This is a genomic window from Solirubrum puertoriconensis (assembly GCF_001483135.1).
Taxonomy (GTDB): domain Bacteria; phylum Bacteroidota; class Bacteroidia; order Cytophagales; family Hymenobacteraceae; genus Solirubrum; species Solirubrum puertoriconensis.
Genome location: NZ_LNAL01000008.1, coordinates 253,827 through 279,528, shown reverse-complemented (window position 1 = coordinate 279,528; position 25,702 = coordinate 253,827). Strand labels below are relative to the sequence as shown.

Below are 25,702 nucleotides of genomic sequence, written 5' to 3'. Positions count from 1 at the left end.
CCTATCCCATCAGTTCGGCCGCCCGTTGCCCGCTTCTGGCGCCCATGGCTACGCCCATGCCGTTGCAACGCAAGGCACCGTAGACACCCGGCGCCAGCTCGCCGATAAACGGCTCCAGCTCCTGTCCAAAGCCCATCACCCCGCTCCAGCGGTATTCAATCTCGACGTTTTGGCCGGGCAGTATCACTTCGCGTAGCAGTTGCTCCAGCCGGTCCTGAATCATTGGCGTGAGGCCGGGCTCGGTAGTGGCTTCGGCAGCGAAGTCGAGGTTACGGCCGCCACCCAGGAGCAGGCGGTTGCCGGCTACAGGTCGGAAATAATAATAGCCTTTGTCGTAGTGAAAGGTGCCGGGAAGGTTAAGCCCGGGTATGGGTGCCGTAACCAGCACCTGCCCGCGGCCGGGCACTACATCGAGCTCAGGGAAGAACGTACGACTGAAAGCGTTGGTAGCCAGCAATACTTGTTCGGCTTCTATTTCGGCTAGTGGCGTGTTGAGCTTGATGGCGGGCGAGCTACCATCAATGGCAGTAACCGGTACTCCGTGCAGCACCACTACACCCTCTTGCCAGGCAAGGCGCAGCAGCGCGTGCATCATGCGGCCAGTATCCAGTGCGCCTTCGGCCACGTTTTCTAGCATGCTGTGCACGCCGGCAAAACCAAAGCGAGCCAGCTTGTGGTCGGCTACCCGGAAAATTTCGGGCTCGTCGATAATTGGCGCCAGCAGCGCATTGTAGTACCCTAGGTGCTCACGGCAGTGCGCCGCCAGCTCGGCCTCCTGCTCCCGAAACAGCTCGAAACCACCTAGGGGCTCGTAGCCGATGGCTTCGTCGCCGAGCAGTTCGCGCAACATGCGCAGGCCTTCCCAGCGGTACTGCACCACCGTCAGCAGCGCCGCCGTGCCGCCGCGCTTTTCTTGCTCCATGAGTTCCGACATGCTCCCGAAACAGGCAAAACCGGCGTTTTTGGTGCTGGCGCCGTTGGGCAGCACATCGCGCTCAAGCACTACTACGCGCGCCCTAGGTCGGAGACGTTTGGTGAAGATGGCCGCCGTAAGGCCAACAAGCCCTGCTCCCACCACAGCTACATCAAAGCCTTGCAGAAAGCTTTGTTTTTCCCAGTACGATAGCAAAGTGGCCACGGCTTATGCTTAAGGTTGATAATAGAAAAGCCTCCCAACCAGAACAGTTGGGAGGCTAAAGTACTAGCCCGTAAAAAAGGCGCAAAAGCTTATTGCCCGAGCGTTACGCGGCGCATAAACGTTTTGTCGGCTACCATGCAGCGCACCACGTACGAGCCACCGGGCAAATTGCCTAAGGGCACCGAAATGGCCGAACCGTTAGCCGACAATGCTTTGGTAAGCACCGGGTGCCCCGACGCATCATTTACTTCGAGCTGCATCGGGCCTTTGGCGTTGGTACGCAACCGCAGCGTGTTGTTCACGGGGTTGGCCTCTACGTTGAAGGTGATGCCGGGGCCGGCCACGGGCTTCTGCACCGAATCGGAAGTGATTAGGGCGGGCTTAGCCGTGGGGCTATTTTGAGCAAGCGCAGCGCTCGACAGCGCCACAAACATAAGGGTGTAGACGTACGCTTTCATAAGTGGAAACGACTGCGTGTCAGAACTCAAAGATACTGATTTTGGCCATGATGAGCTTGATTCAGCAACTGGTTTCAAGCTCGTCGGTGCATTAAACGCATTACCTGCCAACTTTCGTGCCTATTTCTACGTAGTGCCGGCTCCTGAAAAAAATCAGTTATCAAGGGTTGCAAGGTTGCACACCGCCTGCTTACATTTGCACCCACATTGTCCGAATCGGGGTGTAGCGCAGCCCGGTAGCGCGCTACGTTCGGGACGTAGAGGCCGTAGGTTCGAATCCTGCCACCCCGACTACGCAACAGGAAAGAAGCTAATACCAGAGCTTTTTTCTGGACAATGTGAAGGTCACCTTCCCGAAAGGTGCCACGCTCGGGGTGTAGCGTAGCCTGGTATCGCGCCAGCATGGGGTGCTGGAGGTCGCAGGTTCGAATCCTGCCACTCCGACGAAAGTCCGGAAGCCCGCTGAACAACTTGTTCGGCGGGCTTTTCTGTTTTTTAAGGCATTGTTCTGCCAGCCACTTCCTAGCTGCAGGCATTTATATTCAATAATAACTATACCCGCATACCGTTCTGCTATCCGAAGCTCAACTATTACGGGAGCTACTCGCATTTTATCACCACTGTTCATGTATTTTCCATGAAGTACTTCTTTGGTAGCGCGCTACTGATGCTGGCAGCACTATCCGCTCAGGGTCAAACTACGCAAGGCACTACCTTATTGGGCGGCAATCTAGGATTTAACAAGAGCAGCGCAGAGGCCTCTGGGCAGGTTGCTGGTGTGCCCCAGCCCCGGCTCGAATCAAAGCAACGGACCGGCCAAATGTCACTTAGTGGTGGGTATTTTATTCGCGATAATTGGGCGGTGGGTTTAGGAGTTAGCCTGAGCAGCACCCGCGCAGAACAGCCTTATCATGCCTATACCTCTTCGGGTGCCTTAACTATTTTCGAGAGCGTATCGCTGCGCAAATCGGTGGGTGCGGCCCCCTTCGTGCGGTATTACTACATGCTTGGCGAAAAAGCCGGCTTTTACGGGCAACTTTCGGCAGGCTACAGCCACGAACGCATAACCACCGACAACACCAATCCAAACTCCTATACCTACCACACCAAGTCGGATATTGGCTACGTAAACCTTACACCGGCATTTGTGTACTTCCCCACGAAGAAGGTAGGCTTGGAGGCGAGATTGGGTTATGTCGGCTATGATCACAGCACCAATCGGACCGAAAACGCTACAGGCCTCGAGGCTATTAAAACGACGAGCAGCAACTTCACGGCTACATTTGGCATCAGCTCGTTTTCGCTTGGTGCCTCTTTGTACCTAGGCCGCTAAATCTTTGCGCAACTAGGGTTGGACTGCACTGATGTAGCGGCCCAGGCCCTGGTTGGTTCAACCTAGTACCTACAACTGTTCAGGAGCCTACTTCAGCTGTGGCACTCAGTAAATAATTCTTCAGCGCCTCAAAGTTGTTGAACAGCTCTACTTTCTCTAGCGTCCTCTCGTGTAGGCTGCGCACCTGCTCAGGTATTAGCACAGCAGCTGCCAGCTCGCCCTCAAACACCTCCGGGAACTTGCATGGATGCGCCGTGGCCAGAAATACGCCAACTACATGCTGCTGCGCGGGATTTTCGCGGCGCCATTGCTGCCACGCTAGCCAGGCAATGGCCGTGTGCGGGCACATCACGTAGCGGTGCGTCTGATATACTTGTTGAATGGCTGTGCGGGTATCGGCATCAGTGAAGCTGTAACCGTGCACCAAGCTGCGCAGCCTGGCTTCGTCGGCAGCAAACAGCTCGGCAATGCGGGCCCAATTGCTGGGGTTGCCCACATCCATGGCATTGGAGAGCGTGGCTACCGACGGTTTGGGCGCGTACTGGCCGGTGCGCAGAAAGCGCGGCACAGTATCGTTGGCATTGGTGGCGGCCAGGAATTGCTGCACGGGCAGGCCCATCTTCCAGGCGAGCAGGCCGGCACCTAGGTTGCCGAAGTTGCCGCTAGGCACCGAAAACACCACCTCGCTCCTGCCCTGCCGCAGCAGCTGGGCATAGGCATGCACGTAGTAAAAGGCCTGCGGAATAAGCCGGGCAATGTTGATGGAGTTGGCCGATGTAAGGCGCATACGCTCGTTCAGCTCGGCATCGGCAAAGGCTTGCTTCACCAGCGCCTGGCAATCGTCGAAGGTGCCGGCCACCTCCACGGCCCGAATGTTCTGGCCGTTGGTGGTCAGCTGCAGCTCCTGAATAGCACTGACTTTGCCCTTGGGGTACAGGATGGTGACGCGCACGTTGGGCACACCTAGGAAACCTAGGGCCACGGCACCGCCGGTGTCGCCGGAGGTGGCCACCAGCACATCGAGCACTTGGTCACCTTCCAGCTCGAGGAAGTAGCTCATCAGTCGGCCCATAAACCGGGCACCGAAATCTTTAAACGCCAGCGACGGCCCGTGAAACAGTTCGAGCACGAAGGTTTCGGGGCCGAGCGGCACCACGGGCGCCGGGAACGACACTGCCTCGTTGACAATGCGGCGTAGCTCCTCTTCGGGTACTGCCTCGTGCAGCAGCGTACGGGCTACTACAAAAGCTATTTCGGGGAAGGAGTACTCGGCGAGCTGGGCCAGAAAGTACGCGGGCAGACGCGGAATGTCGGCCGGCATGTAGAGGCCTAGGTCGGCGGGCATGCTCTGGAACAGCGCCTCCCGAAACGGCACCCGCAAGCTGCGGTTGTTGGTGCTATACAAGTTCATGGCTCAGCACCTTGGGCCCGTGGGCGTTTATGGCCGATACATACCCCAAGCTGTTGATGCCCAGGGAAAGCAAGTGCTGGCGGAGCCGGGCCGTAATGGCAGCGGCGCGGTGCTCATCGGGCGCAAAGGCAAACACCGACGGCCCCGAACCCGAAATGCCGAAGCCAATGGCGCCTTCTTCGTGGGCCAGCTCGCGCAAGCGGTAAAAATCGGGGATGAGCATGGCCCGTACCGGCTCGATGAGCACATCCTGCATGCTGCGGCCGATCAGCCCTAGGTCGTTCAGGAACAAGCCACTGACGAGGCCCGCCACGTTGCCCCACTGCGTAACGGCGTCCTTTAGGAGCACTTTGCTGCGGATAAGCTGACGGGCGTCGCGGGTGGGCACGTGTACCGCGGGGTACACAATGGCGCAGTGCAGCTCGGTTGGGAAGGGCAGCCGCACCACATCGAGCGGCTTGTAGCTGCGGATGAGCACGAAGCCACCTAGGAGCGCCGGGGCAACGTTATCGGCGTGGCCCGAGCCGCAAGCCAGCTCCTCGCCCTGCATGGCGAACGGCAGCAGTTGTAAGGGCTTGAGTGGGCTACCGAGTAGCTCGTTGGCCGCCACCAAGCCAGCCACGGTGCTGGCCGCGCTCGAGCCCAAGCCGCTGCCAATGGGCATGTGCTTGTGCAGCTCTATCTCCAGACCTACCTCCTCGCGCCCTAGGTGCTGCAACAAAAACTCAACGCTGGCACTCACGGTGTTGCGGCTGGCCTCGAGCGGCAAGCGGCCCTCGTCGCCGGTGATGCGGCGGATAGTTACGCCGGGCTTGTGGGTGCGGCGCATCAGCACCTCGTCGCCGGGTGCCTCAACGGCAAACCCTAGGATATCAAACCCACACACCACGTTGGCCACGGTGGCCGGAGCAAATACACGAACGGATGATTTCATAGCTAGCTATCGGGTACCCACATTGACTAAATCAGCAAAAACGCCGGCGGCTGTAACCTCGGCGCCGGCGCCAGGGCCTTTCACCACCAAGGGCCGCTCTTTGTAGCGTTCCGTGCTGAAGGAAATAATGTTATCGGAACCGGATAGCAGGTAGAACGGGTGCTGCTGATCCACCATTTCCAACGCGATTCGCACCTGCCCATCCTCCAACCGACCGATATAGCGCAGCACTTTGCCGCTGCTTGCGGCCTGCTGCTTCAGTTGCTCAAAGTAGCCTTGGTGCGCTTGCAGCTGTTTGTAGAAAGCCTCCACGCTGGGCGCCTCCAGGCAGGCGGTCGGCAGCATGGGCTCGATTACTACATCGTCGAGCTCGAGCGGGAAGCCAGCGTCGCGGGCCAGGATGAGCATTTTGCGCATGAAGTCCTTGCCGTTGAGGTCGTCGCGCGGGTCGGGCTCGGTGTAGCCGCGCTCCTGCGCCTCGCGCACTACTTCGTGGAAGGCGACTTCACCTCCGAAATGATTGAAAATAAAGGAAATGGTACCCGACAAAATGGCCTCGATGCGCAGCACCCGGTCGCCGGAGGTGCGCAGGTCTTTGAGGGTGCGGATGATGGGCAGCCCCGCTCCTACGTTGGTTTCGTAGTAGAAATCGGCGCCGTGCTGGCGGGCCGCCTCGTGCAGCAAGCGGTATTGTTGGTAGCTGCCCGAGTTGCCGAGCTTGTTGCAGGTAACCACGGCAATGCTGGCCTTCAGCACCTCTTCGTAGCAGGCTACCGGCTCCGGGCTGGCAGTGTTATCGACGAGCACGCAGTTGGGCAGGTTCAGGGCTTTCATGCGCTGAATGAAGCGCGGCAAATCAGCTGGCTCAGCCCCGCCGTTCAGGGTCGAGTGCCAGTCGTCGAGCCCGATACCGTTGGTGTCAATCACCATGCGGCTGGTGTTGCTGATACCGATAACGTTTACCTGCACGCCGTTTTGCTCGCGCAGCAGCTCGCGGTGGGCATGCAGCTGCCGAAACAGCTCGCTGCCGATGTTGCCGGTACCTAGGCAGAACACGTGCAGCGTTTTGGTAAGCTCCACGAAAAAGGCATCGTGCACGGCGTTCAGCGCCTTGGCCAAGTCGGCGCGGCTGATGATGACCGAGATGTTGTACTCCGACGAGCCCTGCGCAATGGCCCGCACGTTGATGCCGTTGCGACCTAGGGCCTGAAACAGCTTGCCTGCAATACCGGGCGTCTGCTTCATGTTTTCGCCCACAATGGCCAGCACGGCCAAATCGGGCTCGATGCTAGGCAGCTCCAGCTTTTTGGCCTGCAGCTCCAACTCAAACTCCTGCGCAATGAGCTGCTGGGCTAGCACAGCATCCTGGGGCTGCACCGCAAACGTGATGCTGTGCTCCGACGAAGCCTGCGTAATCAGCACTACGTTGATTTGCTCGCGGGCCAGCAGCGAAAACAGCCGCCCGCTAAAGCCCGCCTTGCCCACCATGCCGCTGCCCACCAGGTTGATAACGCTGATGTCGTTGATGGACGAAATGCCCTTGATGGGCAGCTCCGACGGCCGGCAGTCGTGGCGAATGGTGGTGCCGGCAAACCCTAGGTCGAAGGTGTTTTTGATGACGATGGGAATGCGGCGCAGAAAAGCCGGAATCATTGTAGGCGGGTAAATCACCTTGGCGCCGAAGTACGACAGCTCCATGGCCTCGGTGTACGACAGCTCGGGCAGCGAAAAAGCCTTTTTCACCATGCGCGGGTCGGCCGTCATCATGCCGTTCACGTCGGTCCAGATCTGAATTTCCGAGGCGTGCAGGGCCGCTCCCCAAATGGCGGCGGTGTAATCAGAGCCGCCTCTACCTAAGGTGGTGATGCGGCCGTGCTCGTTGCTGGCAATAAAGCCCGTTACAAACAAGAGCTTACCTGGGTGCTCGTGGCAAAAGCAGCGGATTAGCCGCTCGGTTAGTTCGATGTGCACCCGCGCCTGCCCAAAATGGCTGTCGGTTTTAATCAGCTCCGAAGCATCTACGAACACGGCCTCCGGGAAGCGCTGCGCGGCTATTTTACTTACCATGTAGGTAGAGCATCGCTCGCCGTAGCTTACCACCAGGTCGCGGGTTTGGGGCGTCAGCTCGCGCAGGCTCTGGATGCCCTGCAGCAAGTCTTCGAGTTCGTTGAGGTACAGCTTCAGCTTGGTAAGCACCGGGTTCTGCCGTTGCACCTCCAGCAACGACTTCACTACGCCAAAGTGCCGGCTTTCCAACTCCTGCAGGTGCTGGGCGGTGGGTTTACCTAGGGCGGCCTCTTCGGCAGCTTGCAGCAGCAGGTTGGTTATGCCGCTCATGGCCGAGAGCACCGTAACGGGTCGCTCGCCTGCTTCTACCTCGTGCTCCATGATATCGAGCAAGGTGCTGATGCTGGCTACCGAGCCAACGGAGGTGCCGCCAAACTTGAGAACTTTCATACCTAGAGCGCATAAAAAAGCGCCTTCCTGCGGCGGGCAGGAAGGCGCTGGTGTGGTGCTTTGGTGATGGTGTTACATCAGCATACCCCGACAGCCCCCCAGCCGAGCCGGGTGGTTGTTGTGGTAGTTGTGGTGCTGATGCTGAAGTACATAGTAGGTGCTTGTGCTTAGCCAAAGTAGCAGTCTATTGCGAAATGTGCAACTCAATTTTGGCTCGATGCAAAATTTACCTTTGAACTAACCCTCGCTCATTGCATAAAAGCAGACCGCAGTTGGAACTATTTTGCGGTGTAATTGAACCTCGGCAGTGGTTTTGGCAAGGAAGTTGGACAAGCAGCGCAACATCTACTCGCATCTATATTTAATTTCTACCCATGAAAGTTCTTGGATGGGCGGCCCTGCTGATGGGCGTTACTGCTATCAATGCACAAGCTCAAATTCCGGCCGGCACCGTACTCGTAGGCGGCAGCGTTGGTTACTCGCGCACCTCGGCCGAGGCCGAGCCTGTTACCCCGAACACTGCGGGCACCGAAAGCACAACGCGCAGCGTTTCCTTCCGCCCGCAGGTAGGCTACTTTATCAGCGACAACCTGGCCCTAGGTATCAGCGGCGCGCTGAACGCGGATAAGTACGAGGCCACCGAGCAAGATACCCGCCGTTACCTCGAGTACTCCGTTGGTCCGTTTGTGCGCTACTACAAAATGTTCGGCGAAAGCCAGTTTGGCCTGGTGGGTACCCTAGGTGCCGGCTACCGCGAAAATTGGGACAAGTATAAGTGGTACGATCCGCGCTTCAACTACCACGGCCGCGGCGGCTACGCCGAGTTTACGCCCAGCGTGGTGTACTTCCCGGTGTCTAAAGTGGGCATCGAGGCGTCGTTCGGCAATATTGGCTACTCGTACTTCCGCAACAAGCAAGAGCGGCCCTCCAACTCCCAGGTAGAGCGGCAGCAATACTCGAACAAGACGTTCGGGGCCAACCTTAGCCTGCGCAACTTTGCCTTAGGTGCCTCGCTGTACCTAGGCCGCTAAGAGCAGCACAACGGCGGTGCGGCTTACCTTAGCACCACCAGCATTTCCGACGGAGCGTCTTCGGGGAATTGTTCCACGAAGACGCTCTGCGTTTGGAGATTACGCTCCTTCAAGGCGTCCTTGAGGGCGGGATATAACTTGCCTGGCGCTAGCATAAAGCTGGCCTTTACTCGGGCACGCAGCACCCGCTGCCCGGCTGGCAATGCCCGGAATGAGTAGCCCACCGGCAGCTGCTGGCTGGTGGTATCGGGCACCACTAAGCCGATAAAGGCTTTTACCTCTTGCCCTTCCTTCTCGGGGTCGTTGTAGTAAATGTTGCCGAGCGTGCCTTTGAGCGTGCCGGCGCGGTACAGCTCGTTGGTTTGGCTGAACAGCTTGGCGAAATTCTGATCGGGAATGCCCTCGTAGTAGCGCCCGGCTAGGTAGATGGGCTGCGGCGTGGTGAGCTGCTCCACCTGCGGGGTAGCAAACCCACCTAGGTACGCATACACCGCTGCAAAGATCGACAGCAACACGCCGCCAATAATGAAAAACCAACGAGACATGTGGTAGCAAACAATTATCAGTGAGCAATGAACAACAAGCAGTTAGCAATGAGCACAGCCCCAAACCGGGCATTGCTCATTACTAATCGTTCATTGCTCATTGACTAAGTACTGCATTTGGTAGAGTTGGGCGTAGTAGCCACCGAGGCGCAGCAGCTCCTCGTGCTGCCCACTTTCCTTTATTTCGCCGCGGTCGAGCACAATGATGCGGTCGGCCTTTTGGATGGTGCTGAGGCGGTGGGCAATTACCAGCGAGGTGCGGCCCTGCATCAGCTTTTCGATGGCGTCTTGGATCATCTCCTCGGTTTCGGAGTCGACCGACGAGGTGGCTTCGTCCAGAATGATGATGCGCGGATCGTACACTAGGGCGCGCACAAAACTGATGAGCTGGCGCTGACCTACCGACAGTGTCGAACCGCGCTCCATCACCTTGTACTGCAGGCCGCCGGGCAGGCGCTCGATAAACTTATCGGCCCCCACGAGCCGGGCCGAAGCCCACACTTGCTCCTCCGTGATGCTTTGGTCGCCTAGGGTGATGTTGTCCTGAATGGTGCCGTTAAACAGGAACACATCCTGCAACACTACCGCAATGTGGCGGCGCAGGGCCTTCAGGTCGTATTCGCGCAGGTCGTGCCCATCCACGCAAATTTCGCCGCGCTGAATGTCGTAGAAGCGTGAGAGCAGGTTAATGATGCTGGTTTTGCCGGCGCCGGTAGCGCCCACGAAGGCAATGGTTTGCCCGGCTTTTACCTCGAAGTTAATATCCTTGAGTACCCACTCCGGCTCGTTGTAGGCAAACCACACATGGCGGAAATCCACCTCACCGCGCAGCGTAGCGGGCTGACGCGTGCCTTCGTTCGGAATAAATTCCTTGCTATCAAGCAGCTTCAGCAAACGTTCGGTGCTCACCAGGCCTAGCTGCAGCGTGTTGAAGCGGTCGGCAATTTGCCGGATAGGCCGGAAGAACAGCGAGTTATACATAATAAAGGCGATAAGTGCGCCTTTCGAAATGTTGCCCTCAATCTGGCCCTGCGCGGCGTACCACACCAGCAAGCCCACACCAATGGCACCTAGCACTTCGGCCACCGGGAAGTACACCGAGTAGTACAGCACCGAGCGGATGTTGGCGCGGGTGTGCTCCTGGTTCAGCTTCTCGAACTTGCGAAACTCGCGCTCCTCGTTGCCGAAAATCTGCACGATGCCCATACCCGTGAGGTGCTCCTGTACAAAGGCGTTGAGGTTGGCTACGGCCGTGCGCACCTCCTGAAAGGACTTCTTCACCTTCTCCTTGAACACGTAGGTGCTCAGCAGCAGCGGCGGAATTACCGACAGGCTCACCAAGGTCAGGCGCCAGTCGATGTAGAACATGAAGGCCATGATAAACACCAGCTGCAGGATGTCGCCAATCATGGCCGCCAAGCCTTCGCTGAACACGTCCGACAGGGTTTCTACGTCGGATATGTTGCGCGTTACCAGCACGCCAATGGGCGTGCGGTCGAAGAACTGCAGGCGCAGGTTGAGGATGTGCTGGTAGAGGTCGACGCGGATATCGCGCACGATGTACTGCCCCAGCCAGCCGCCGTAGTAGGTTTGGAGGTAGCTAACACCGGTGTGGGCCACGAGTATGCCTAGCAGCCACGCAAACATGCGGTTCAGCCCGGGCCAGTCGCCGTTGCTGATTTGCACATCCACCATCTGCTGAATGAGAAAGGGGCGCACCGTGCCCAGCACCGCCGTGGCAATGGTGAGGAAAATGAGCAGCGCGAAAATGCCGCGGTACGGTCGGATGTACACCAGCAGGCGGCTCAGCACTTGCCAGTCGAAGATATTGCCAGCTTTGGCGGATGTAGCAGTAGCAGCAGACTCCACGGGCAGCAGATTAAGTCGGACGAAGGATACGTAAGAGGCTAAACCGCCCAAACGCCCCGCAAGTTACACCCACCTAGGCGCAGGGTTGCTTACGCTTGCGCCGGATCGGGCGCATGCCCCAGGCCGGCGCGCCAATAATGCGGCCGCAGCTCCTCGTCGGTCACGAAAAACGGCTTTGCGGCAAGTTGATGATCAGCCAGCAGTACCTCGGGCGGGTACTCCACGTGGCTCAGGAATAAGCCCTGCGCCGGCGCCGCGCCGCTGGCCGCCACGCGCTGCTGGCTGTGCAGCACCTCGGCAAACTGCGCAGGCGTAAGGCGGCCGCGGCCCACATCGAGCAGGGTGCCCACCACCAGCCGCACCATACCGCGTACAAAACGGTTGGCCCGAATGCGAAACATGAGCCCGTGCGGTGTGGGGTGCCAGCCAGCCTCGTGCACCCAGCACACGTAGTGCGTTTCGGCGCCCTTGGTTTTCGAGAAGCTCGTGAAGTCGCGCTGACCTAGGAGGTACTGCGCGGCTTCGTTCATGGCATCCACGTTGGGTGCTTTGTCGAGCCACAGGGACTGGTCGCGCCGGAACGGGTCGCGACGCAGCACCACGTGGTACTCGTAGGAGCGCGCCACGGCCCCGTAGCGGGCGTGGGCATCGGGCTGCACCGGAGTGACAGCGTACACGCCGATATCGGGCGGCAAGGCGCGGTTGAGGCGGTACACCAGCTGCTCCGCGTTGAGGTGCGAGAGCAGTTCGGCATCGAAATGGGCTACCTGATGGCTGGCGTGCACGCCGGCATCGGTGCGGCCGCTACCTAGGCTATACACGGGCTGCCGCAGCACTTGCGAGAGGCAGCGGTCAAGCTCTTGCTGCACGCTCAGGGCGTTAGGCTGCATTTGCCAGCCGGCGTAGCGGGTACCGTCGTAAGCGAGTTCGAGAAAGTAGCGCACGCTTGGTAATTCTGAATTAAGGCTGCTGCACGCCCCAGCAATACCGGGCCGCAGCAACGGTTGCTGCTAACAACAGCTACCCACCTAGGGTGTTAACATCCTGACAAGCAGGCAAGCTTTCGGCACTTACGCCTCGCGCACCAGTGCATACAGCAAGCCATCTACGGTTTGGCCGTCTTTGGTAATGCTCTTACGCAGGCGCGCCTCCAGCTCGAATCCCGCTTTTTCGAGCACGCGACCCGAGGCGAGATTGTAATCGAAAACAGTGGCGTACAGCCGGCAGATGTCGAAGTTAGCCAAGGCGTAGTCCGACAGCACCTGAGCGGCAGCCGTGGCTATGCCGCGGCCCCAATACGGCCGTGCTAGCCAGTAGCCAATTTCAGCTTCGCGGCGGTTGATGTCGTCTTTGAACAACACGCTGATGCTGCCGGCGGCTTCGCCGTTCACCTCAATGCACAAGTGCAGGTCGGCGGCTCCTTCGGCTTGCACAAACCGCACGTACCACTCGGCATCAGCTAAGGAGTACGGGTGCGGAAACCGGTCGCGCAGGTTCAGCCAAATGCCGCGGTCATTGCCGTGGCGGGCCAAGGCGGGCGCATCGGCCGTTGCGAACGGACGCAAACGCGCCCCGGCCACCGGCAGCGGCAGCGTGGGCCGCAACAACTCGGTAGCTGGGGCGCTATGCATGTGGCAGTGCGTTAGAGCTTTTCGTAGATAACGGCAGCACCTTGGCCCACGCCTACGCACATGGTAGCCAAGCCGTAGCGTATGCCCTCGCGGCGCTGCATTTCGTGCAGCAAGGTAGCCGTGATGCGGGCACCCGAGGCACCTAGGGGGTGGCCGATGGCAATAGAGCCACCGTTCACGTTGATCTTGCTCGGGTCGAGGTCGAGGTCGCGGCAGCAGGCAATTACTTGGGCAGCAAAGGCCTCGTTTAGCTCAATCAGGTCGAGGTCGTTTACCGTGAGGCCAGCGCGCTGCAGCGCCTTTTGGGTAGCAGGCACCGGGCCAATGCCCATGATGGCTGGGTCGACACCAGCCACGGCGGTAGATACCACGCGGGCCAGCGGCTTCAGTCCCAAACGCTTTACCATCTCTTCGCTCACTACCATGGTGGCGGCAGCTCCGTCGTTGATGCCCGACGAGTTGCCGGCCGTAACGGTGCCATCAGTAGGGTTAAAGGCGGGCTTCAGCGTGGCCAATTTCTCCACCGAAGTCAGACGCGGGTGCTCGTCGGTGTCGAACATCACGGCCTCGGTTTTGGGCTGCGACACGAACACCGGCACGATTTCGCGGCGGAAGCGGCCCTTCTCGAACGCGCGCTGGTACTTGCGCTGCGAGTCAAAAGCCCACTGGTCCTGCTCTTCGCGGGTGATGCCGTACTTCTTGGCCACGTTCTCGGCGGTTTCGCCCATGGCGTACGGATGGTGCATCTTGGCCAGCTTCGGATTCACGAAGCGCCAACCCAGGGTAGTGTCGTGGGCGGTAAAGTCGCGGCCGAAAGCGGTTTCCGACTTAGCCATTACAAACGGCGCGCGGGTCATGCTCTCGGAACCACCGGCCAGGTACACGTCGCCGTCGCCCGAGCGCACGGCCCGGGTAGCGTCGATGATGCTTTGCAAGCCCGAGGCGCAAAGGCGGTTTACGGTTACACCACCCACGGTGGTGGGCAGGCCAGCCAACAGCGCGGCCATGCGGGCTACGTTGCGGTTGTCTTCGCCGGCTTGGTTAGCGGCGCCCATAATCACGTCTTCTACCGTTTTTGGGTCGATAGTATTGTTGCGGCGGAGCAGTTCGCGCAGTACTACAGCGGCCAAGTCGTCGGGGCGCACCGAGCTGAGCGCGCCACCAAATTTGCCAACGGGTGTACGTACCGCGTCGACGATATATGCTTCAGGCATTGGATAAATGCGGGTTAGCGGAGTCTTTTGGCTACTTTTGCCGGCCTAACAAAGCCGGATTTCGCACATAACCACAAAGATGATACAAAGAATCCAAAGCGTGTTTTTACTGCTGCTGGCCATCAGTATGGCTTGCGTGCTATTTCTGCCCATCTGGTCGAAAACCGATCCGCTCAGCAAGCAAACGCTGACCATGACGGCCACGCAGATTACCTCTACTAACCCGGCTCAGGCGCCCTTTGCTACCTACGCCATTGCCGCGCTAGCCGCCGCCTCGGTAGCCGTAGCGCTGTTCGAGATTTCGCAATACCGCAAACGCATGACGCAGCTGATGCTCGGCTCGCTCAACCTGATGCTGATTGCAGCTACCCTAGGTGCCAGCTTCTACTACTCCTCTATCGGCGAGCGGATGCTGAACGTGAAGATGCCCGGTGAGTTCGAAGCTGGCTTCTACCTACCTACGCTGGCGTTGCTGCTCAACCTGCTGGCCAACCGCTTTATCCGCCGCGACGAAAAGCTGGTGCGCTCAATGGACCGCCTGCGCTAGTCGGCCTGCTGCATACACTGCAAAACAAAAGCCCCGGAGCACGTGCTCCGGGGCTTTTGTTTGTGGGCACCTAGGTCCGCTTAACCTCGAGTAGTTTCCACGTACTGCTGCACCTCGCGCATGCTCAGGCTCGAGGTAAAAGCATCGGAAATGCGGTGGAAGTTTTGCCGATCCGTAACGTGCGAGTAAGCGTATTTGGCCAGTTCTAGTTTGTGGCTGTCGAAGCTGATGCCACCCAGCAAGCGCCGCAGGTCGTCGGCGCGAATGTCGCTTTCGGCTAAGGTTTGCTTAGCGAGTTGCACCCGCTCCTCATCGAACGAGCGCGCCTGCAAAGCTTTCAACAACTGATCTACATCCTGCGCACCAAGCAAGTGCCGGTTGCCAGCATTGTAGCCGCCACCTAGGTTGCTGCCCACGGCATACTCATCTACAAACCGCTGCAGTTCGCTTACGCTCGAGCGGAACGAAAACTGGTTGTAGATCTGGTAGAAGTTATGCCGGTCGGTGAGGCGCGGGTAAGCGTACTTCGCCAGCTTCACCTTGCCCTCGTCGAAGCCAAAGCCGCTGAGCAGCTGCTTCAGGTCGTCGGTGCGCAGGTTGCTTTCGGCAATGGCCTGCTTGGCTAGCTGCACCTTTTCGTCGTCGAACGAGCGGGCCCGGATGGCGCGCAGCAGCTCGTCGGCTTCCTGCGGGGTCATCAGGTGGCGGTAGTTATTGCCGTAGCCCCCATTGTTATACCCGCCGTTGCCGTAGCCGCCGGGCACCGGCTCGTACGGGTCGCGGCCGTAGCCACCGTTGTTGCTGTAGCCATCGTCGTCGCGGCCGTACCAATCGTCGCGGTTGCCGGGCGCGGGCCAGCCGTTGGGGCCGCCGTAGGGCGTAGGCTCGCACTGGTAGCCGTACTCGTAAGCCGGCTGCGGACCACGGCCCGGGCCACCCGCCCAACCGGGCTGTGGTACTTCATCGAAGCGTTGCAGCACAGGCGGGTAGCCGCGGCGCGTAACTAGCACAAAGCGGGTTTCGCGGCCGGGCAGCAGCTGCACTCGGGTGCGGTAGTTGAGCACGCCGCCGTTGGCCGGCACCTGGAACTCGGCCCAGTGGTAACCCGGCGCGAGGCGCACAAAGCGCACCTGGGTAAGGCCGTAGCGGCCGCCAATGCGGTTGCCATCGAGGCGCAACCGGAAAGGCAATCCGCGCTCAGAGCGCACGGCCATGCCCGCCGGAATGGCCAGCGCTACCTGGGCCAGCAACAGCAGGCTCAGGCACAGGAGTAGGGTTCGTTTCATAGCTGAGAGAGGCAGTGGCAGCCGAAACCGGAGCGGTATCGGCTACAAAGCGCTAAGCCAACTTCTGTGCCAATTCGGCGGCTTGCGGCTCACATCATCATGTGCTGTCGGGCTTTTGCACGCGCGCTTCACCTAGGGCCGCAAAAAAGCCCCCGGCCGGTGGGCTCGAGGGCTTCTGATACGTAGCTAAACCAGTGGCTTAGCGAGCGTTAATCTTGGTAACCTTAAACTCGGTGCGGCGGTTGCGCTGGTGCTCGGCTTCGGTTTTGGCCGTGCGGATAACCGGCCGGGTTTCGCCGTAGCCACGGGCTGTAATGCGCGATTTATCAATGCCTTTCGAGATGATGTAGTCGACGGCCGATTGTGCCCGGCGCTGCGACAAATCTTGGTTAAAGGCATCTTTACCACGAGCGTCGGTGTGCGAGCTTAGCTCAATGGTAATGTCGGGGTTGTCCTGCAACGTTTCCACCAGCTTATCCAGCTCCACGGCGGCATCTGGCCGTATGTTGGCCTTGTTGTAGTCGTAGAAAATATTCTCGACCACGATGGCCTTGTTCACCACGATCTTGTTGAGCGTGAGCGTCACCGGAATGCTGATGTCGTTCATCTCGTTGGGCAGCTGATCCTGCGGCGGCACCTTACCCACGGTGGTCACGCTCTGGCGAGCCGTGAAGTAGCCAGGTCGGTCGGCTATCAGCGAGTAGGTAGCCGAGGTATCAAGCTTGGCCTTAAAGGTACCGTCGGGCCCAACCTGCACTTCTTGCTTTTGGCCGCGGTTACCGGTGATAGTAACCGATTCGTTGGCGAGCGGAGTTGTGGCGCCGGTTTTGGTGTCCAGCTCCTGCACCTTGCCCTCCACGTAGAAGGTCACTAGCTTCAGCGGCTTTTTGCGGAAGAAGTACAGGTCGTCGGAACCTTTACCGCCCGCGCGGTTTGAGGCAAACACGCCTACATCCTTGCCAGTGAGGTAGGGCGCAAAGTCGTCGCCGGTGCTGTTGATAGGCCCGCCTAGGTTCGTCACCTTGCCGTTTTTTTCTACCCGAAACAGATCGAGCTTGCCCAAGCCTGGGTGCCCGTCGGAGGAGAAGTACAAAGTGCCATCGGGCGCTACGGCCGGGAAGTTCTCGTTGCCGGGCGTGTTGATTTGCTCGCCTAGGTTTTCAGGCGTCGAGAAGCGGTTGTTGGCTCCTAAGGTCGCTTTGTAAATGTCGTTGCCGCCCTGCCCGCCGGGGCGCGACGAGGCGAAGTACAGCGTTTGGCCATCGGGCGAGAGTACCGGCGCAAAGTCGTCGGCGCGGCTGTTGTTGATGCCGCGGATGATTTCGGGCTCCGTCCAGGCTCCGCCGCGGAAGTATGAGGCATACAAGTCAACGCTTAGGTAGCCTTTCTTGGAGCCGTCGTTCGAGCGGGCGAAAACCATCATCTTGCCATCGGGCGAGAACGTGGGCGAGGCCTCGTGCGTGCCGGGCTTGTTGAACAGGGGCTTGCCCGAATCCTTGGCCGCATCGGTGCCGGCAGCGGCAGCGCCTTTGGCTACCGTCTCGAATGGCACCACGGTGCCGCCCGTCATCTTCTCCACGTCATCAAACTTGATGGCGTACAGGTCGTTGAATCCTTCACCGTTGCCTAGGTACTTTTTGCCGTCGCGGCCCGAGGCAAAGATCAGCTCCTTGGTATCGGGCTTGATGGTGGCGCTAAACTCAGCCGAAGGCGTATTGATCTGTTCCAGCGGCAGCACCTCGCTGTTGCTGCGCATCGCCACCAGTTGCGACACGGCCTGCGCGTTCTGCACTTCCAGCTCGGCGCGGGGTATTAGGTTGCGGTTGGTGCCGCTTTCGGCATACTGCTTAAAGCGCGCGGCGGCCTCATCGTACTTGCCATTGGCTTTCATGGCCAAGGCGTGATAAAAAGGTGCGTCGGCATTCTTCAGCCCCCCATCGATAGCAGCTTTGTAATAGTCTTCGGCCTGCTCAATGCGGTTCGAGAGACGGTAAGCTTCCGCTATTTTGTAGTTGGCCATGGCTACGTCTTTGCCGCGGGCTACATCAGCCTTGTACAGCTGAATGGCGGTTTCGTACTCGCCGCGCGAAAAACGTTTTTCGGCTTTGCTCACGTTGCCCGAGGCGGCGCAACCGCCAAGCAGGGCAACCGAACCGGCCGCAGCACAGACAACTAACAGGTTCCTCATGGGTCAGAAGGAAAGGTGGGGTGTCGTTGGGAGGGCTGCGGCCCTAGGTGCGGAGCCGCTTTCAACCCAACTTGGGCTAACAATAATACTAAGTTTACGAAGCAATCGGCCGCCGCGCAGCTTTTTCTAGGAAGCGCTGAAATACCGCGCCAGCCAAGTAGCCGAAGCGGGTGCGGGCCACCCTGCCTCTAACGCACCGCGTTGGCTTATGGTGTTGTCGAAGTACAAAGAATTCGGCTGCAGCGCGCCGTCGGCCACGGCTTGCTTCAGGTCGCGGCGGTTAAAGAGCTGTACCTGCCCATCGGGGTCCAGAAAAGCTAGCTGCTCCTTGGCTAGCAACTGCACACCTAAGGCGGCCTCCAGCTCGCGCACAAAGCGCACCGAGGAGTCGATGGAGCAGCCGCTGGCATCGGCCACGGCTTCGTCGAGGCCGATTACCAAAAACTGGCGGTGCCGGAACTCGGCCGAGGCGCGCAACTCGCGGCCGTGGCTCGTCCAGGCTTCCGAAAATTGCTGCAGCGCGGGCTGCACGGCCGCTAATTGGGCCTCGGTAAGGGGGCGGCTGGCCTGGTAAATCCAGATGCGCGCCGTAGCGGGGAGTTCGTGAAAAGGAACGAACATAGCAGACAAGAAAGATCAGTGCCGCGGCTTTGGCGAACAGCTTATGCCCGCCCCTAGGTGCCTGCAGCTTGCTAAACAAAAACCCGCGCCCCGGAGCAAAGTTCCAGCGGCGCGGGCCTCAAGTTAGGCAGGTTTTGCTGCCGCAGTAATTAGGCGTTCAGACCTTCGGCCGAGGCCACGAGTTCGGCCAGGTCGAATACCTGCACCGAGCTTTCGCGCTCTTTGTTTTTCACGCCGTCGCTCATCATCGTCATGCAGAAGGGGCAGCCCACCGCAATAATGCCGTTGCCATTGCCCTTCGAAGGCGTAGCGCCTTCGTTGCCGCTCTCCACGCCGTAGAGGTTTTCGAGCGCCGCCGCGTTGCCATCGAGCGTAGCCAAAGCCTCTTCGGTGCGCTCAATGTTGATGTCCTTTTTACCGGGCTCGGGCTCTTTCCACATTTGGGCACCGCCGGCACCGCAGCACAAGCCGTTGGCTTTGCTGCGCTTCATCTCCACGAGGTCGGCATCCAAAGCGGCCAGCACTTCGCGCGGGGCTTCGTAGATGTCATTGGCGCGGCCTAGGTAGCAGGAGTCGTGGAAGGTGATGCGACGCCCCTTGAACGACTCACCGCCCTGCACTTTCACGCGGCCATCGTTGATGAGCTGCTGCAGGAAGGTGCTGTGGTGAATCACCTCATAGTTGCCACCCAGAGCAGGGTATTCGTTCTTGATGGTGTTGAAGCAGTGCGGGCAGGCTGTCACAATCGTCTTGATGCCGTAGCCATCTAACGTAGTGATGTTTTGCATGGCCTGCATCTGAAACAGGAACTCGTTGCCGGCGCGCTTGGCGGGGTCGCCGGTGCAGCTTTCTTCCATGCCCAGCACGGCATACTTCACGCCTACGTGCTCCAGAATGCGCACGAAGGCACGGGTTACGCGCTTGTACCGGTCATCGAAGGCGCCGGCGCAGCCCACCCAAAACAGCACTTCGGGCTGCTCGCCGCGGGCCGCCAGATCGGCCATCAGCGGTACGTTTACTTGACGTTTGGCTACTTGCTCAGCCATATTATCGGTTGACGGTTGTCAGTTACTTTTGTATGATTGTTAGGCCGTAGCCACGCTTTGCTTCTCGGCTACGTACAGTTCGTCGGCCCAGTTAAAGCGGTCGGAAGGTGAGAAGGCCCATGGCGCCCCGTTGTTCTCGATGTTGCTGAACATCACGTTCAGCGAGTGCGGCGCAGCCGACTCTTCAAGCACCAGGTAGCGGCGCATCTCGATGATGCTATCGAGCGGGTTGATGTTTACGGGGCATGCCTCTACGCAGGCATTGCAGGTGGTGCAAGCCCACAGCTCTTCGGGCGTTACTTTGCCGCGTACCAGCGAGCCATCTTCGCTCTCGGCGCCAATTTCTCCGTTGTACTTGTTTGGCTTAAAGATCAGCGGCGACTCGTACTTCTCCTCAATCCGGTCGCGCGTGTCCATGATGATCTTGCGCGGCGACAGGAGCTTGCCCGTGATGTTGGCCGGGCACACCGAGGTGCAGCGGCCGCACTCGGTGCAGGAGTAGGCGTTCAGCAGGTTCAGCCACGAGAGGTCGTCGGCATCTTTCGCCCCAAAGCGCTGCACCACGGGGTTGCCGTCGGCATCCACGGGGCCGGCAGGCACCTGGTAGCTTGGGTCCATCATGGCCTTTACCTCGTGCGTGATGCTGTCTACGTTCGAGAACTGACCTTGCGGTACCAAACGCGTGTAGTACACGTTCGGGAAAGCCATGATGATGTGGAAGTGCTTCGACGACGGCAGGTAGTTCAGGAAGGCCAGAATACCCAGGATGTGCAGCCACCAGCCCACGCGCTCCAGCACGTGCAGCGCGCCTGCGTTTTCGGGAAACAAGCCCACTAGCAACGAGCTGATGGGGAACGAGCCGGGCAGGTCTACGCCCTCGAGCTGGTGCAGCTTCAGGTCGGCGGTGTTCATGGTAAATAGCGCCGCCATCAGGATTACCTCCACGTACAGAATCACGTTGGCATCGAGGCGCGGCCAAGCCCGCATTTCAACTCCCGTAAAGCGACGTACCGGTTGGCTGCGGTTGCGGCGCCACCACAGGGCCACCACCGTCGCAATCACCAAGGCACCTAGGATTTCGTTGGTAGCCATCAGCACGTCGTACACGGGACCCATAAAGCTGAGCGCACGGTGCGTACCGAAAATACCATCGATCATGATTTCGATAACCTCGATGTTGATCACGAGGAAACCGACGTAAACCACCAAGTGTAGCAAAGCCGGCGTGATGCGCTTGAACATCTTTTGCTGGCCGAAAGCGACGAGCAATGTCTTGTTGATACGCTCACTGATCGGACCGCCCATTACACGATCCTTGCCCTTGAGAATATTGGCGCGAATCTTTCGCACCTGCCACGCGAAGAGCCCTATCCCGAGAGCTGCGACGAGCAGAAAGAGAATTTGTTGTACCACGGTCGGAGGGGAATGGTGGGTCGGCAAGATAGTATGCATGCCGATTACTTTTGCTACGTGAGCAAAAGTAATCCGTTTCGCTGCAAAGATTTTTTTTAGCCGAATGCTTGCGTTGTAAAAACTGCTGAGTAGTTTTGCGCTCCATTCAGCCACCAAGGCAACTGGTGATGTAGCTCAGCTGGTAGAGCAAAGGACTGAAAATCCTTGTGTCGGCGGTTCGATTCCGTCCATCACCACAACTTAAACCGCACTAGCTAACCGCTGGTGCGGTTTTTTGTTTTGTTTCGGTTTTAGCGTCCGCAGCCGTTCCGGCGCGTGGCATCTACGGCGGGTAGGTACCCTAGGCGGGCACCGCGCCGAAAAAACTCGCACGCCGCCCCTTTGCGTTCTTGCTTTTGCGCCACCCGGCCTAGCAGAAAATAGATCTGCCCGTTGTTAGGCTTCATTAGCAACACTTGCTGGTAATCGGCAAGAGCGGCTGGGTAATCCCCAAGCTTGAAATACGCTAAGCCCCGGTAAGTAAGCCACTTCACCGAAGGAGAATGTTGGCTAGCGCGCTGCCGCAAACCAATGCTGAAGTCGCGGGCGGCAGCTATAAACCGGCGCTGCTCAAACAACGACACCTCTCCCCTTGCCAGCCATGCACCCGTTAGTGCAGTATCGAGCGCCAAGGCGCGGCTGAAGTTATGCACCGCCGCTTTGTGCTTGCCCAATTGCGTCTCGCATTGCCCAATGCGATACAGCAGCTCGGCCGCAAGCAATTTGTTGTCGGTTTCGCGCAGCGCAGCTTTGTAGTTGGTATTAGCAGCCGCGTAGTTGCGGTAGATCAATTGCTCGATCTCGCCCCTGCGGCGCAAGGCTCCCACGTGCCCCGGTTGTACCTCCAGTGTTTCGCTCATGAACCCGTGCGCCGTGCCCCAACGGCGCCGGGCGTAAGCCTTCAGGCCATCTTGGTAGTTGGTGCTGGCTGCCACACGCTCCATCACAAACTTGACACCTAGGGCAAACAACGCAACACCTAGCAAAAGACCAATTACCAGTATGTAATCCTTGCGGGTGAAGCGCGCTTTCTGGCGGCGTACGTAGTGCCGCTCCGCCGACGAAGCCGGCCTCCGCGTGCGCAACGGCTGGGGCGGCGGCATGGGTACGCCGTACACGTGCTGAGCCTGCGGCCGAAATGCCTGCGTGCGCTGGGCCTCATCGGCTCGTAGTTTGGCCAGGTGCAGCTGGTGGTCGTAACTGGCGCGGCGGGCTTGGTCGGAGAGCACCTTGTAGGCAGCCACAACAGCTTTAAAATGCTCCTCGTGCAGCTTACTACCCCCGTTGCGGTCGGGGTGGTAACGCAGGGCCAGTTGCTTGTAGGCCTGCTTAATGTCGGCCAGCGTGGCCGTGGGCGCAATGCCCAGCACCTGGTAGAGAGTTTGGCTCACGATGGCAGACGTAGGGTTATGGTAAAAATACGGCGAAGTTCAGACGCGCAACGGCCTTTTCCGTAGATACCCTCGACCTGCAGAACGATGACCTAGGGGTTGGAGTTCGGCCGGGCTATCTACTTTCCGCTTCTTCTCGATCCAAACCACTCACCTAAACAAACCTCGCCGCTGCATGGCTACCGACGACGACAAAACGCCCCGCAACGATTCGCTGATGGGTAACCTAATGGGCTACATCGACACGCGCATAGATTTGGTGCGCTTGGAGGTGCAAGAAAAAGTCAAGACGGCATTTGTCGGTACGGCCCAAGGCGTAACCTTAGGATTGCTCGGACTGCTCTTTTTGGTATTCTTGAGCATCTTCGCGGGCCTGGCGCTCAACGATGCTCTCGACAGCCCATTTTGGGGCTTCGGCATCGTGGCCGGTTTTTATTTGCTGCTGCTCATCATCTTCTTGGTGGGCGTAGGCAAGAAACTGTACCAAGGCCTGGCCGATAAAATGCTGAGCAACACCATTTATAAATCGGACAAGCGCCAATAAACCACCAACCGTTTTAGCGCGATGAGCGAATTGCACAACCCGCTGTTCGACGACGAACGTGAATTTCTGGAACGCCAGAAGCTGGAGTACGAACGTGCTCTGCTCGGCGATGTAGACCATATCAAGGAGCGCACTACCCAAGTAGGCAAGTACGTTGCCATTGGCGCTGCCCTGCTGGGCGGCGTTTGGCTCGTGAGCAAAGTACTGGGTGGTCGCGACGACGATGAGGAAACCGAAAATCGTCGCCGGCGCAAAAAGCTAAAAACCAAAAAAGGCAAAAGCAGCCGCCGCAAGGCTCAGCTAGTAGCCCACTCCGACGATTACCATTTTGGCTCGGGCATTAGCCCCCGCGCCCAATTGGCGCCGCCGGTGTACCACGCCACGGCTGCTTCCGATGCCGACCCGTTTCCGGCGTTCGATACCACTGAGCCTTACTCAGCATCGGTACCGGCTGTAGCTTCGGGTTATCAGTCGCAGTACCGGGGCGGTTACCGCCCACAGCCCGAGCCCGAGCAAGGCTCTATGGTTTGGGATACGTTGCGAGCGTTGGCGGCCTCGGATACCGGCAAAATGCTTATCGGCCAGGTTTCGGGCGTACTCATTGCGATGCTCACCCGCAAGGTGAACGAGTGGATGGAAATGAACAAAAATTCGGACCTTGCAGCTTCGGCCACTGAGCCCGAAACCAAGGACATCGACTTTGTCATCCACCACGACGACGCGCATGCGCCTGAGCCCACTGCATGATGCCCTGCGCCACCGCTGCTCCCGCGGCCAGAAATCCCTGGCCGTGCTGCTCGACCCCGACGACCTCGACGAGGCCGGCACGCGGCGCATTCTGGCGCTAAGCAACACACATTCCGTTGATTACTTCTTCGTAGGGGGCAGTCTGGTGACTTCGCAGCACCAGACTGCCCTTATTCGCTTGCTAAAAACCCACTCGCAAGTGCCGGTGGTATTGTTTCCTAGCAACAGCCTACACATCGATGCGCAGGCCGATGCCATTTTGCTGCTATCGCTGATTTCGGGCCGCAACCCCGATTTTCTGATTGGCCAGCATGTGGTAGCCGCGCCCTTGCTGCGGGCCAGTCAGCTCGAAATCCTGCCCACGGGTTACATGCTCGTCGACTCAGGCCGTCAAACTACGGCCAGCTACATGAGCGGTACCACGCCCCTGCCCCACGATAAGCCCACCATTGCAGCTTGTACAGCCATGGCAGGCGAGCAATTGGGCCTAGGTCTGATGTACCTCGATGGCGGCAGTGGAGCCATGCACCCTGTGTCGCCGGCCATGATCCGGGCTGTACGCCAAGCCGTGGAGTTGCCAATTATCGTGGGCGGCGGCATCAACACGGCCGAAAAGGCCCACGCTGCGCTAACGTCAGGTGCCGATGTCATTGTAATTGGCAACCAGATCGAGAAGGAACCCGAATTCCTGGGCGAAGTATCGCGTGTGGTGCACACTTTCAACGAAGTACTCAACGCCACACTGAACTAGCTGTACTTCTCTCTAAAACAGCGGAGCCTGCTGCACCATCGTGCAGCAGGCTCCGCTGTTTCAAACACAGCCCTGGGTTAGATATTCATGGCCGACTCACGACGGCGCATCTTACCAGCCGGAATGCCGAACATCATCTTGAAGCGGCGGCAGAAATAAGCGGTGTCTTTGTAACCAACCTCTTTGCCGATGTCACGGATGCTCTTTTTGGTGGTACGCAGCAGAAACACGGCGCGCTCCATACGCTGGTATTCGATGTAGTCCTGCGGGTTAATGCCCGTCAGCATCTTGAAGTACTGCCCTACATAATCTTCCGACACGTTGGCCACACCCGATAGCACCTTGTTCGACAAGTCGCCGCCTAGGTTCTCCTTGATGTAGTTGAACAGGTCGATCAGGCGCGGATCCTTAAAGTACGTGCTGTTCGTGGCCAATTGCTCCACAAACATCTTATTCTTCAGGATATAGCGAATGATTTCAACAACGATGTTTTCCGTGTAGATCGAAATCAGACGCTCGCGGCCCGGCAGCTCTTGCAGGCTTTCCTCTACCACCTTAATCACTAGGTTGGCAAGCTTGGAGTTGCCGCTGATCAGGAACGCCGGCACGTCGAGCGACGCGAAGAAGTTTACCGAATCAAACACCTTCGCCTCGAACGAAACGAACGAGTGGCTTTCCTCCGCGTCCGAGATAAGATCGAGGTCGACGTTGGAATGGAAGAATTTGTCCTTGTTGCTGATCAGGTCGTCGTTGGTGATGGTTTTGCCACCTGCCTCGCCGTAGCTCACCCGGGTAGCCCGACCGCCCGGAATAAACAGCATGTCGCCTTCCTCCACCACGATATCTTCATCGCCAAACGAGACGCGGCCCTTGTGCAGCAGGATGAGGTTGTTACCTACATCGTAGTAATTACGCACGGTGAAGGGCTGCTGCAGCACCAAGTTCTTGGCCTTGATGTAGCGCACACCGAGCGATTCTATGACTTTATTATAATCTTCCATATTCGGGCGCAGGAGTGGTTGGCTGACTACCAGCGGACTACGGCATCGCCGCTGTTTAGACAATGCAAAATAAGATATAAAAATTCACAAAAACGAAAACCCAGCCA

General features: G+C 58.7%; 23 protein-coding genes and 3 tRNA genes. 9 read left to right on the top strand and 17 right to left on the bottom strand.

Annotated elements, in window-relative coordinates; translation table 11 throughout:
* Position 1: 1 nt before the first annotated feature.
* Positions 2-1,138: an NAD(P)/FAD-dependent oxidoreductase gene (locus ASU33_RS15365; RefSeq protein WP_059071727.1), complete on the bottom strand. Its 1,137-nt coding sequence runs from the start codon at positions 1,136-1,138 to the stop codon at positions 2-4.
* A gap of 89 nt (positions 1,139-1,227) precedes the next feature.
* On the bottom strand, positions 1,228-1,596 hold the full coding sequence (locus ASU33_RS15360) for a T9SS type A sorting domain-containing protein (protein ID WP_059071726.1): 369 nt from the start codon (positions 1,594-1,596) through the stop codon (positions 1,228-1,230).
* 217 nt (positions 1,597-1,813) lie between these two features.
* Between ASU33_RS15360 and ASU33_RS15355 the strand changes: the two genes are divergently transcribed.
* The 3 genes from ASU33_RS15355 to ASU33_RS15345 all read left to right on the top strand — a co-directional run bounded on the left by ASU33_RS15355 (position 1,814) and on the right by ASU33_RS15345 (position 2,929).
* A tRNA-Pro gene (locus ASU33_RS15355) sits at positions 1,814-1,887 on the top strand.
* Between the two features lie 79 nt (positions 1,888-1,966).
* Positions 1,967-2,040 (top strand) — tRNA-Pro (locus ASU33_RS15350).
* Positions 2,041-2,233: 193 nt separating this feature from the next.
* Positions 2,234-2,929: an outer membrane beta-barrel protein gene (locus ASU33_RS15345; protein ID WP_059071725.1), complete on the top strand. Its 696-nt coding sequence runs from the start codon at positions 2,234-2,236 to the stop codon at positions 2,927-2,929.
* Between the two features lie 79 nt (positions 2,930-3,008).
* On the opposite strand, the gene thrC is transcribed toward ASU33_RS15345, so the two are convergent.
* Genes thrC through thrA form a run of 3 tightly spaced genes read right to left on the bottom strand, consistent with a single transcriptional unit; the run spans position 3,009 to position 7,731 of the window.
* Complete coding sequence (thrC, locus tag ASU33_RS15340) at positions 3,009-4,340, bottom strand: threonine synthase (RefSeq protein WP_059071724.1); 1,332 nt, start codon at positions 4,338-4,340, stop codon at positions 3,009-3,011.
* Positions 4,327-5,274: a homoserine kinase gene (locus ASU33_RS15335; RefSeq protein ID WP_059071723.1), complete on the bottom strand. Its 948-nt coding sequence runs from the start codon at positions 5,272-5,274 to the stop codon at positions 4,327-4,329. Before ASU33_RS15335 ends, thrC begins: the two co-directional genes overlap by 14 nt.
* A 6-nt stretch (positions 5,275-5,280) precedes the next feature.
* Entirely contained in the window at positions 5,281-7,731 is a 2,451-nt protein-coding gene (thrA, locus tag ASU33_RS15330; protein ID WP_059071722.1) for a bifunctional aspartate kinase/homoserine dehydrogenase I, read from the bottom strand.
* A 374-nt stretch (positions 7,732-8,105) separates the two neighbouring features.
* Here thrA and ASU33_RS15325 point away from each other — a divergent pair, with 374 nt between their 5' ends.
* Positions 8,106-8,762, top strand: a complete 657-nt coding sequence (locus tag ASU33_RS15325) for an outer membrane beta-barrel protein (RefSeq protein WP_149867254.1) — start codon at positions 8,106-8,108, stop codon at positions 8,760-8,762.
* Positions 8,763-8,785: 23 nt separating this feature from the next.
* Here ASU33_RS15325 and ASU33_RS15320 read toward each other — a convergent pair whose 3' ends face one another.
* From ASU33_RS15320 to ASU33_RS15300, 5 genes are all read right to left on the bottom strand, one after another.
* Positions 8,786-9,307, bottom strand: a complete 522-nt coding sequence (locus tag ASU33_RS15320; RefSeq protein ID WP_059071720.1) for a hypothetical protein — start codon at positions 9,305-9,307, stop codon at positions 8,786-8,788.
* 90 nt (positions 9,308-9,397) lie between these two features.
* Positions 9,398-11,176: an ABC transporter ATP-binding protein gene (locus tag ASU33_RS15315; protein ID WP_059071719.1), complete on the bottom strand. Its 1,779-nt coding sequence runs from the start codon at positions 11,174-11,176 to the stop codon at positions 9,398-9,400.
* A gap of 89 nt (positions 11,177-11,265) precedes the next feature.
* Positions 11,266-12,120: a tRNA pseudouridine(38-40) synthase TruA gene (truA, locus tag ASU33_RS15310; protein WP_078063177.1), complete on the bottom strand. Its 855-nt coding sequence runs from the start codon at positions 12,118-12,120 to the stop codon at positions 11,266-11,268.
* A 126-nt stretch (positions 12,121-12,246) separates the two neighbouring features.
* Positions 12,247-12,807, bottom strand: a complete 561-nt coding sequence (locus ASU33_RS15305; protein WP_078063176.1) for a GNAT family N-acetyltransferase — start codon at positions 12,805-12,807, stop codon at positions 12,247-12,249.
* An 11-nt stretch (positions 12,808-12,818) separates the two neighbouring features.
* Positions 12,819-14,021, bottom strand: coding sequence for a thiolase family protein (locus ASU33_RS15300; protein WP_059071718.1), 1,203 nt, complete (start codon positions 14,019-14,021; stop codon positions 12,819-12,821).
* 79 nt (positions 14,022-14,100) lie between these two features.
* On the opposite strand from ASU33_RS15300, the gene ASU33_RS15295 reads away from it, so the two are divergent.
* The gene (locus tag ASU33_RS15295; RefSeq protein WP_078063175.1) at positions 14,101-14,568 is read left to right on the top strand and encodes a DUF4293 domain-containing protein; all 468 of its coding nucleotides are present in this window, start codon (positions 14,101-14,103) and stop codon (positions 14,566-14,568) included.
* A gap of 80 nt (positions 14,569-14,648) precedes the next feature.
* On the opposite strand, the gene ASU33_RS15290 is transcribed toward ASU33_RS15295, so the two are convergent.
* The 5 genes from ASU33_RS15290 to ASU33_RS15270 form a co-directional block, all read right to left on the bottom strand.
* A complete protein-coding gene (locus ASU33_RS15290) occupies positions 14,649-15,854 on the bottom strand; it encodes a proline and serine-rich protein 1 family protein (protein WP_059071716.1) in 1,206 nt (401 codons plus the stop codon).
* A 199-nt stretch (positions 15,855-16,053) separates the two neighbouring features.
* Positions 16,054-18,042 (bottom strand): CHU_0125 family OmpA-like outer membrane integrity protein, encoded by a 1,989-nt coding sequence (locus ASU33_RS15285; RefSeq protein WP_059071715.1) that lies wholly within the window; start codon positions 18,040-18,042, stop codon positions 16,054-16,056.
* A gap of 126 nt (positions 18,043-18,168) precedes the next feature.
* Entirely contained in the window at positions 18,169-18,663 is a 495-nt protein-coding gene (locus ASU33_RS15280; RefSeq protein WP_059071714.1) for a hypothetical protein, read from the bottom strand.
* A gap of 149 nt (positions 18,664-18,812) precedes the next feature.
* On the bottom strand, positions 18,813-19,667 hold the full coding sequence (locus ASU33_RS15275; RefSeq protein ID WP_059072742.1) for a (Fe-S)-binding protein: 855 nt from the start codon (positions 19,665-19,667) through the stop codon (positions 18,813-18,815).
* Positions 19,668-19,748: 81 nt separating this feature from the next.
* Complete coding sequence (locus ASU33_RS15270) at positions 19,749-21,161, bottom strand: 4Fe-4S dicluster domain-containing protein (RefSeq protein WP_059072741.1); 1,413 nt, start codon at positions 21,159-21,161, stop codon at positions 19,749-19,751.
* A 124-nt stretch (positions 21,162-21,285) separates the two neighbouring features.
* Here ASU33_RS15270 and ASU33_RS15265 point away from each other — a divergent pair.
* Positions 21,286-21,358 (top strand) — tRNA-Phe (locus ASU33_RS15265).
* Positions 21,359-21,412: 54 nt separating this feature from the next.
* On the opposite strand, the gene ASU33_RS15260 is transcribed toward ASU33_RS15265, so the two are convergent.
* The gene (locus ASU33_RS15260) at positions 21,413-22,552 is read right to left on the bottom strand and encodes a J domain-containing protein (RefSeq protein WP_059071713.1); all 1,140 of its coding nucleotides are present in this window, start codon (positions 22,550-22,552) and stop codon (positions 21,413-21,415) included.
* A gap of 175 nt (positions 22,553-22,727) precedes the next feature.
* Here ASU33_RS15260 and ASU33_RS15255 point away from each other — a divergent pair, with 175 nt between their 5' ends.
* The 3 genes from ASU33_RS15255 to ASU33_RS15245 are packed head-to-tail and all read left to right on the top strand — an operon-like array spanning position 22,728 to position 24,594.
* Positions 22,728-23,096 (top strand): phage holin family protein, encoded by a 369-nt coding sequence (locus ASU33_RS15255; protein ID WP_059071712.1) that lies wholly within the window; start codon positions 22,728-22,730, stop codon positions 23,094-23,096.
* Positions 23,097-23,117: 21 nt separating this feature from the next.
* Positions 23,118-23,843 (top strand): hypothetical protein, encoded by a 726-nt coding sequence (locus ASU33_RS15250; RefSeq protein WP_059071711.1) that lies wholly within the window; start codon positions 23,118-23,120, stop codon positions 23,841-23,843.
* Positions 23,821-24,594 carry a phosphoglycerol geranylgeranyltransferase gene (locus ASU33_RS15245; RefSeq protein WP_059071710.1) on the top strand — a complete coding sequence of 258 codons (774 nt, stop codon included), beginning with the start codon at positions 23,821-23,823 and terminating at the stop codon, positions 24,592-24,594. Before ASU33_RS15250 ends, ASU33_RS15245 begins: the two co-directional genes overlap by 23 nt.
* A 77-nt stretch (positions 24,595-24,671) precedes the next feature.
* Here ASU33_RS15245 and ASU33_RS15240 read toward each other — a convergent pair whose 3' ends face one another.
* Positions 24,672-25,595, bottom strand: a complete 924-nt coding sequence (locus tag ASU33_RS15240; protein ID WP_059071709.1) for a helix-turn-helix domain-containing protein — start codon at positions 25,593-25,595, stop codon at positions 24,672-24,674.
* Positions 25,596-25,702: the final 107 nt, after the last annotated feature.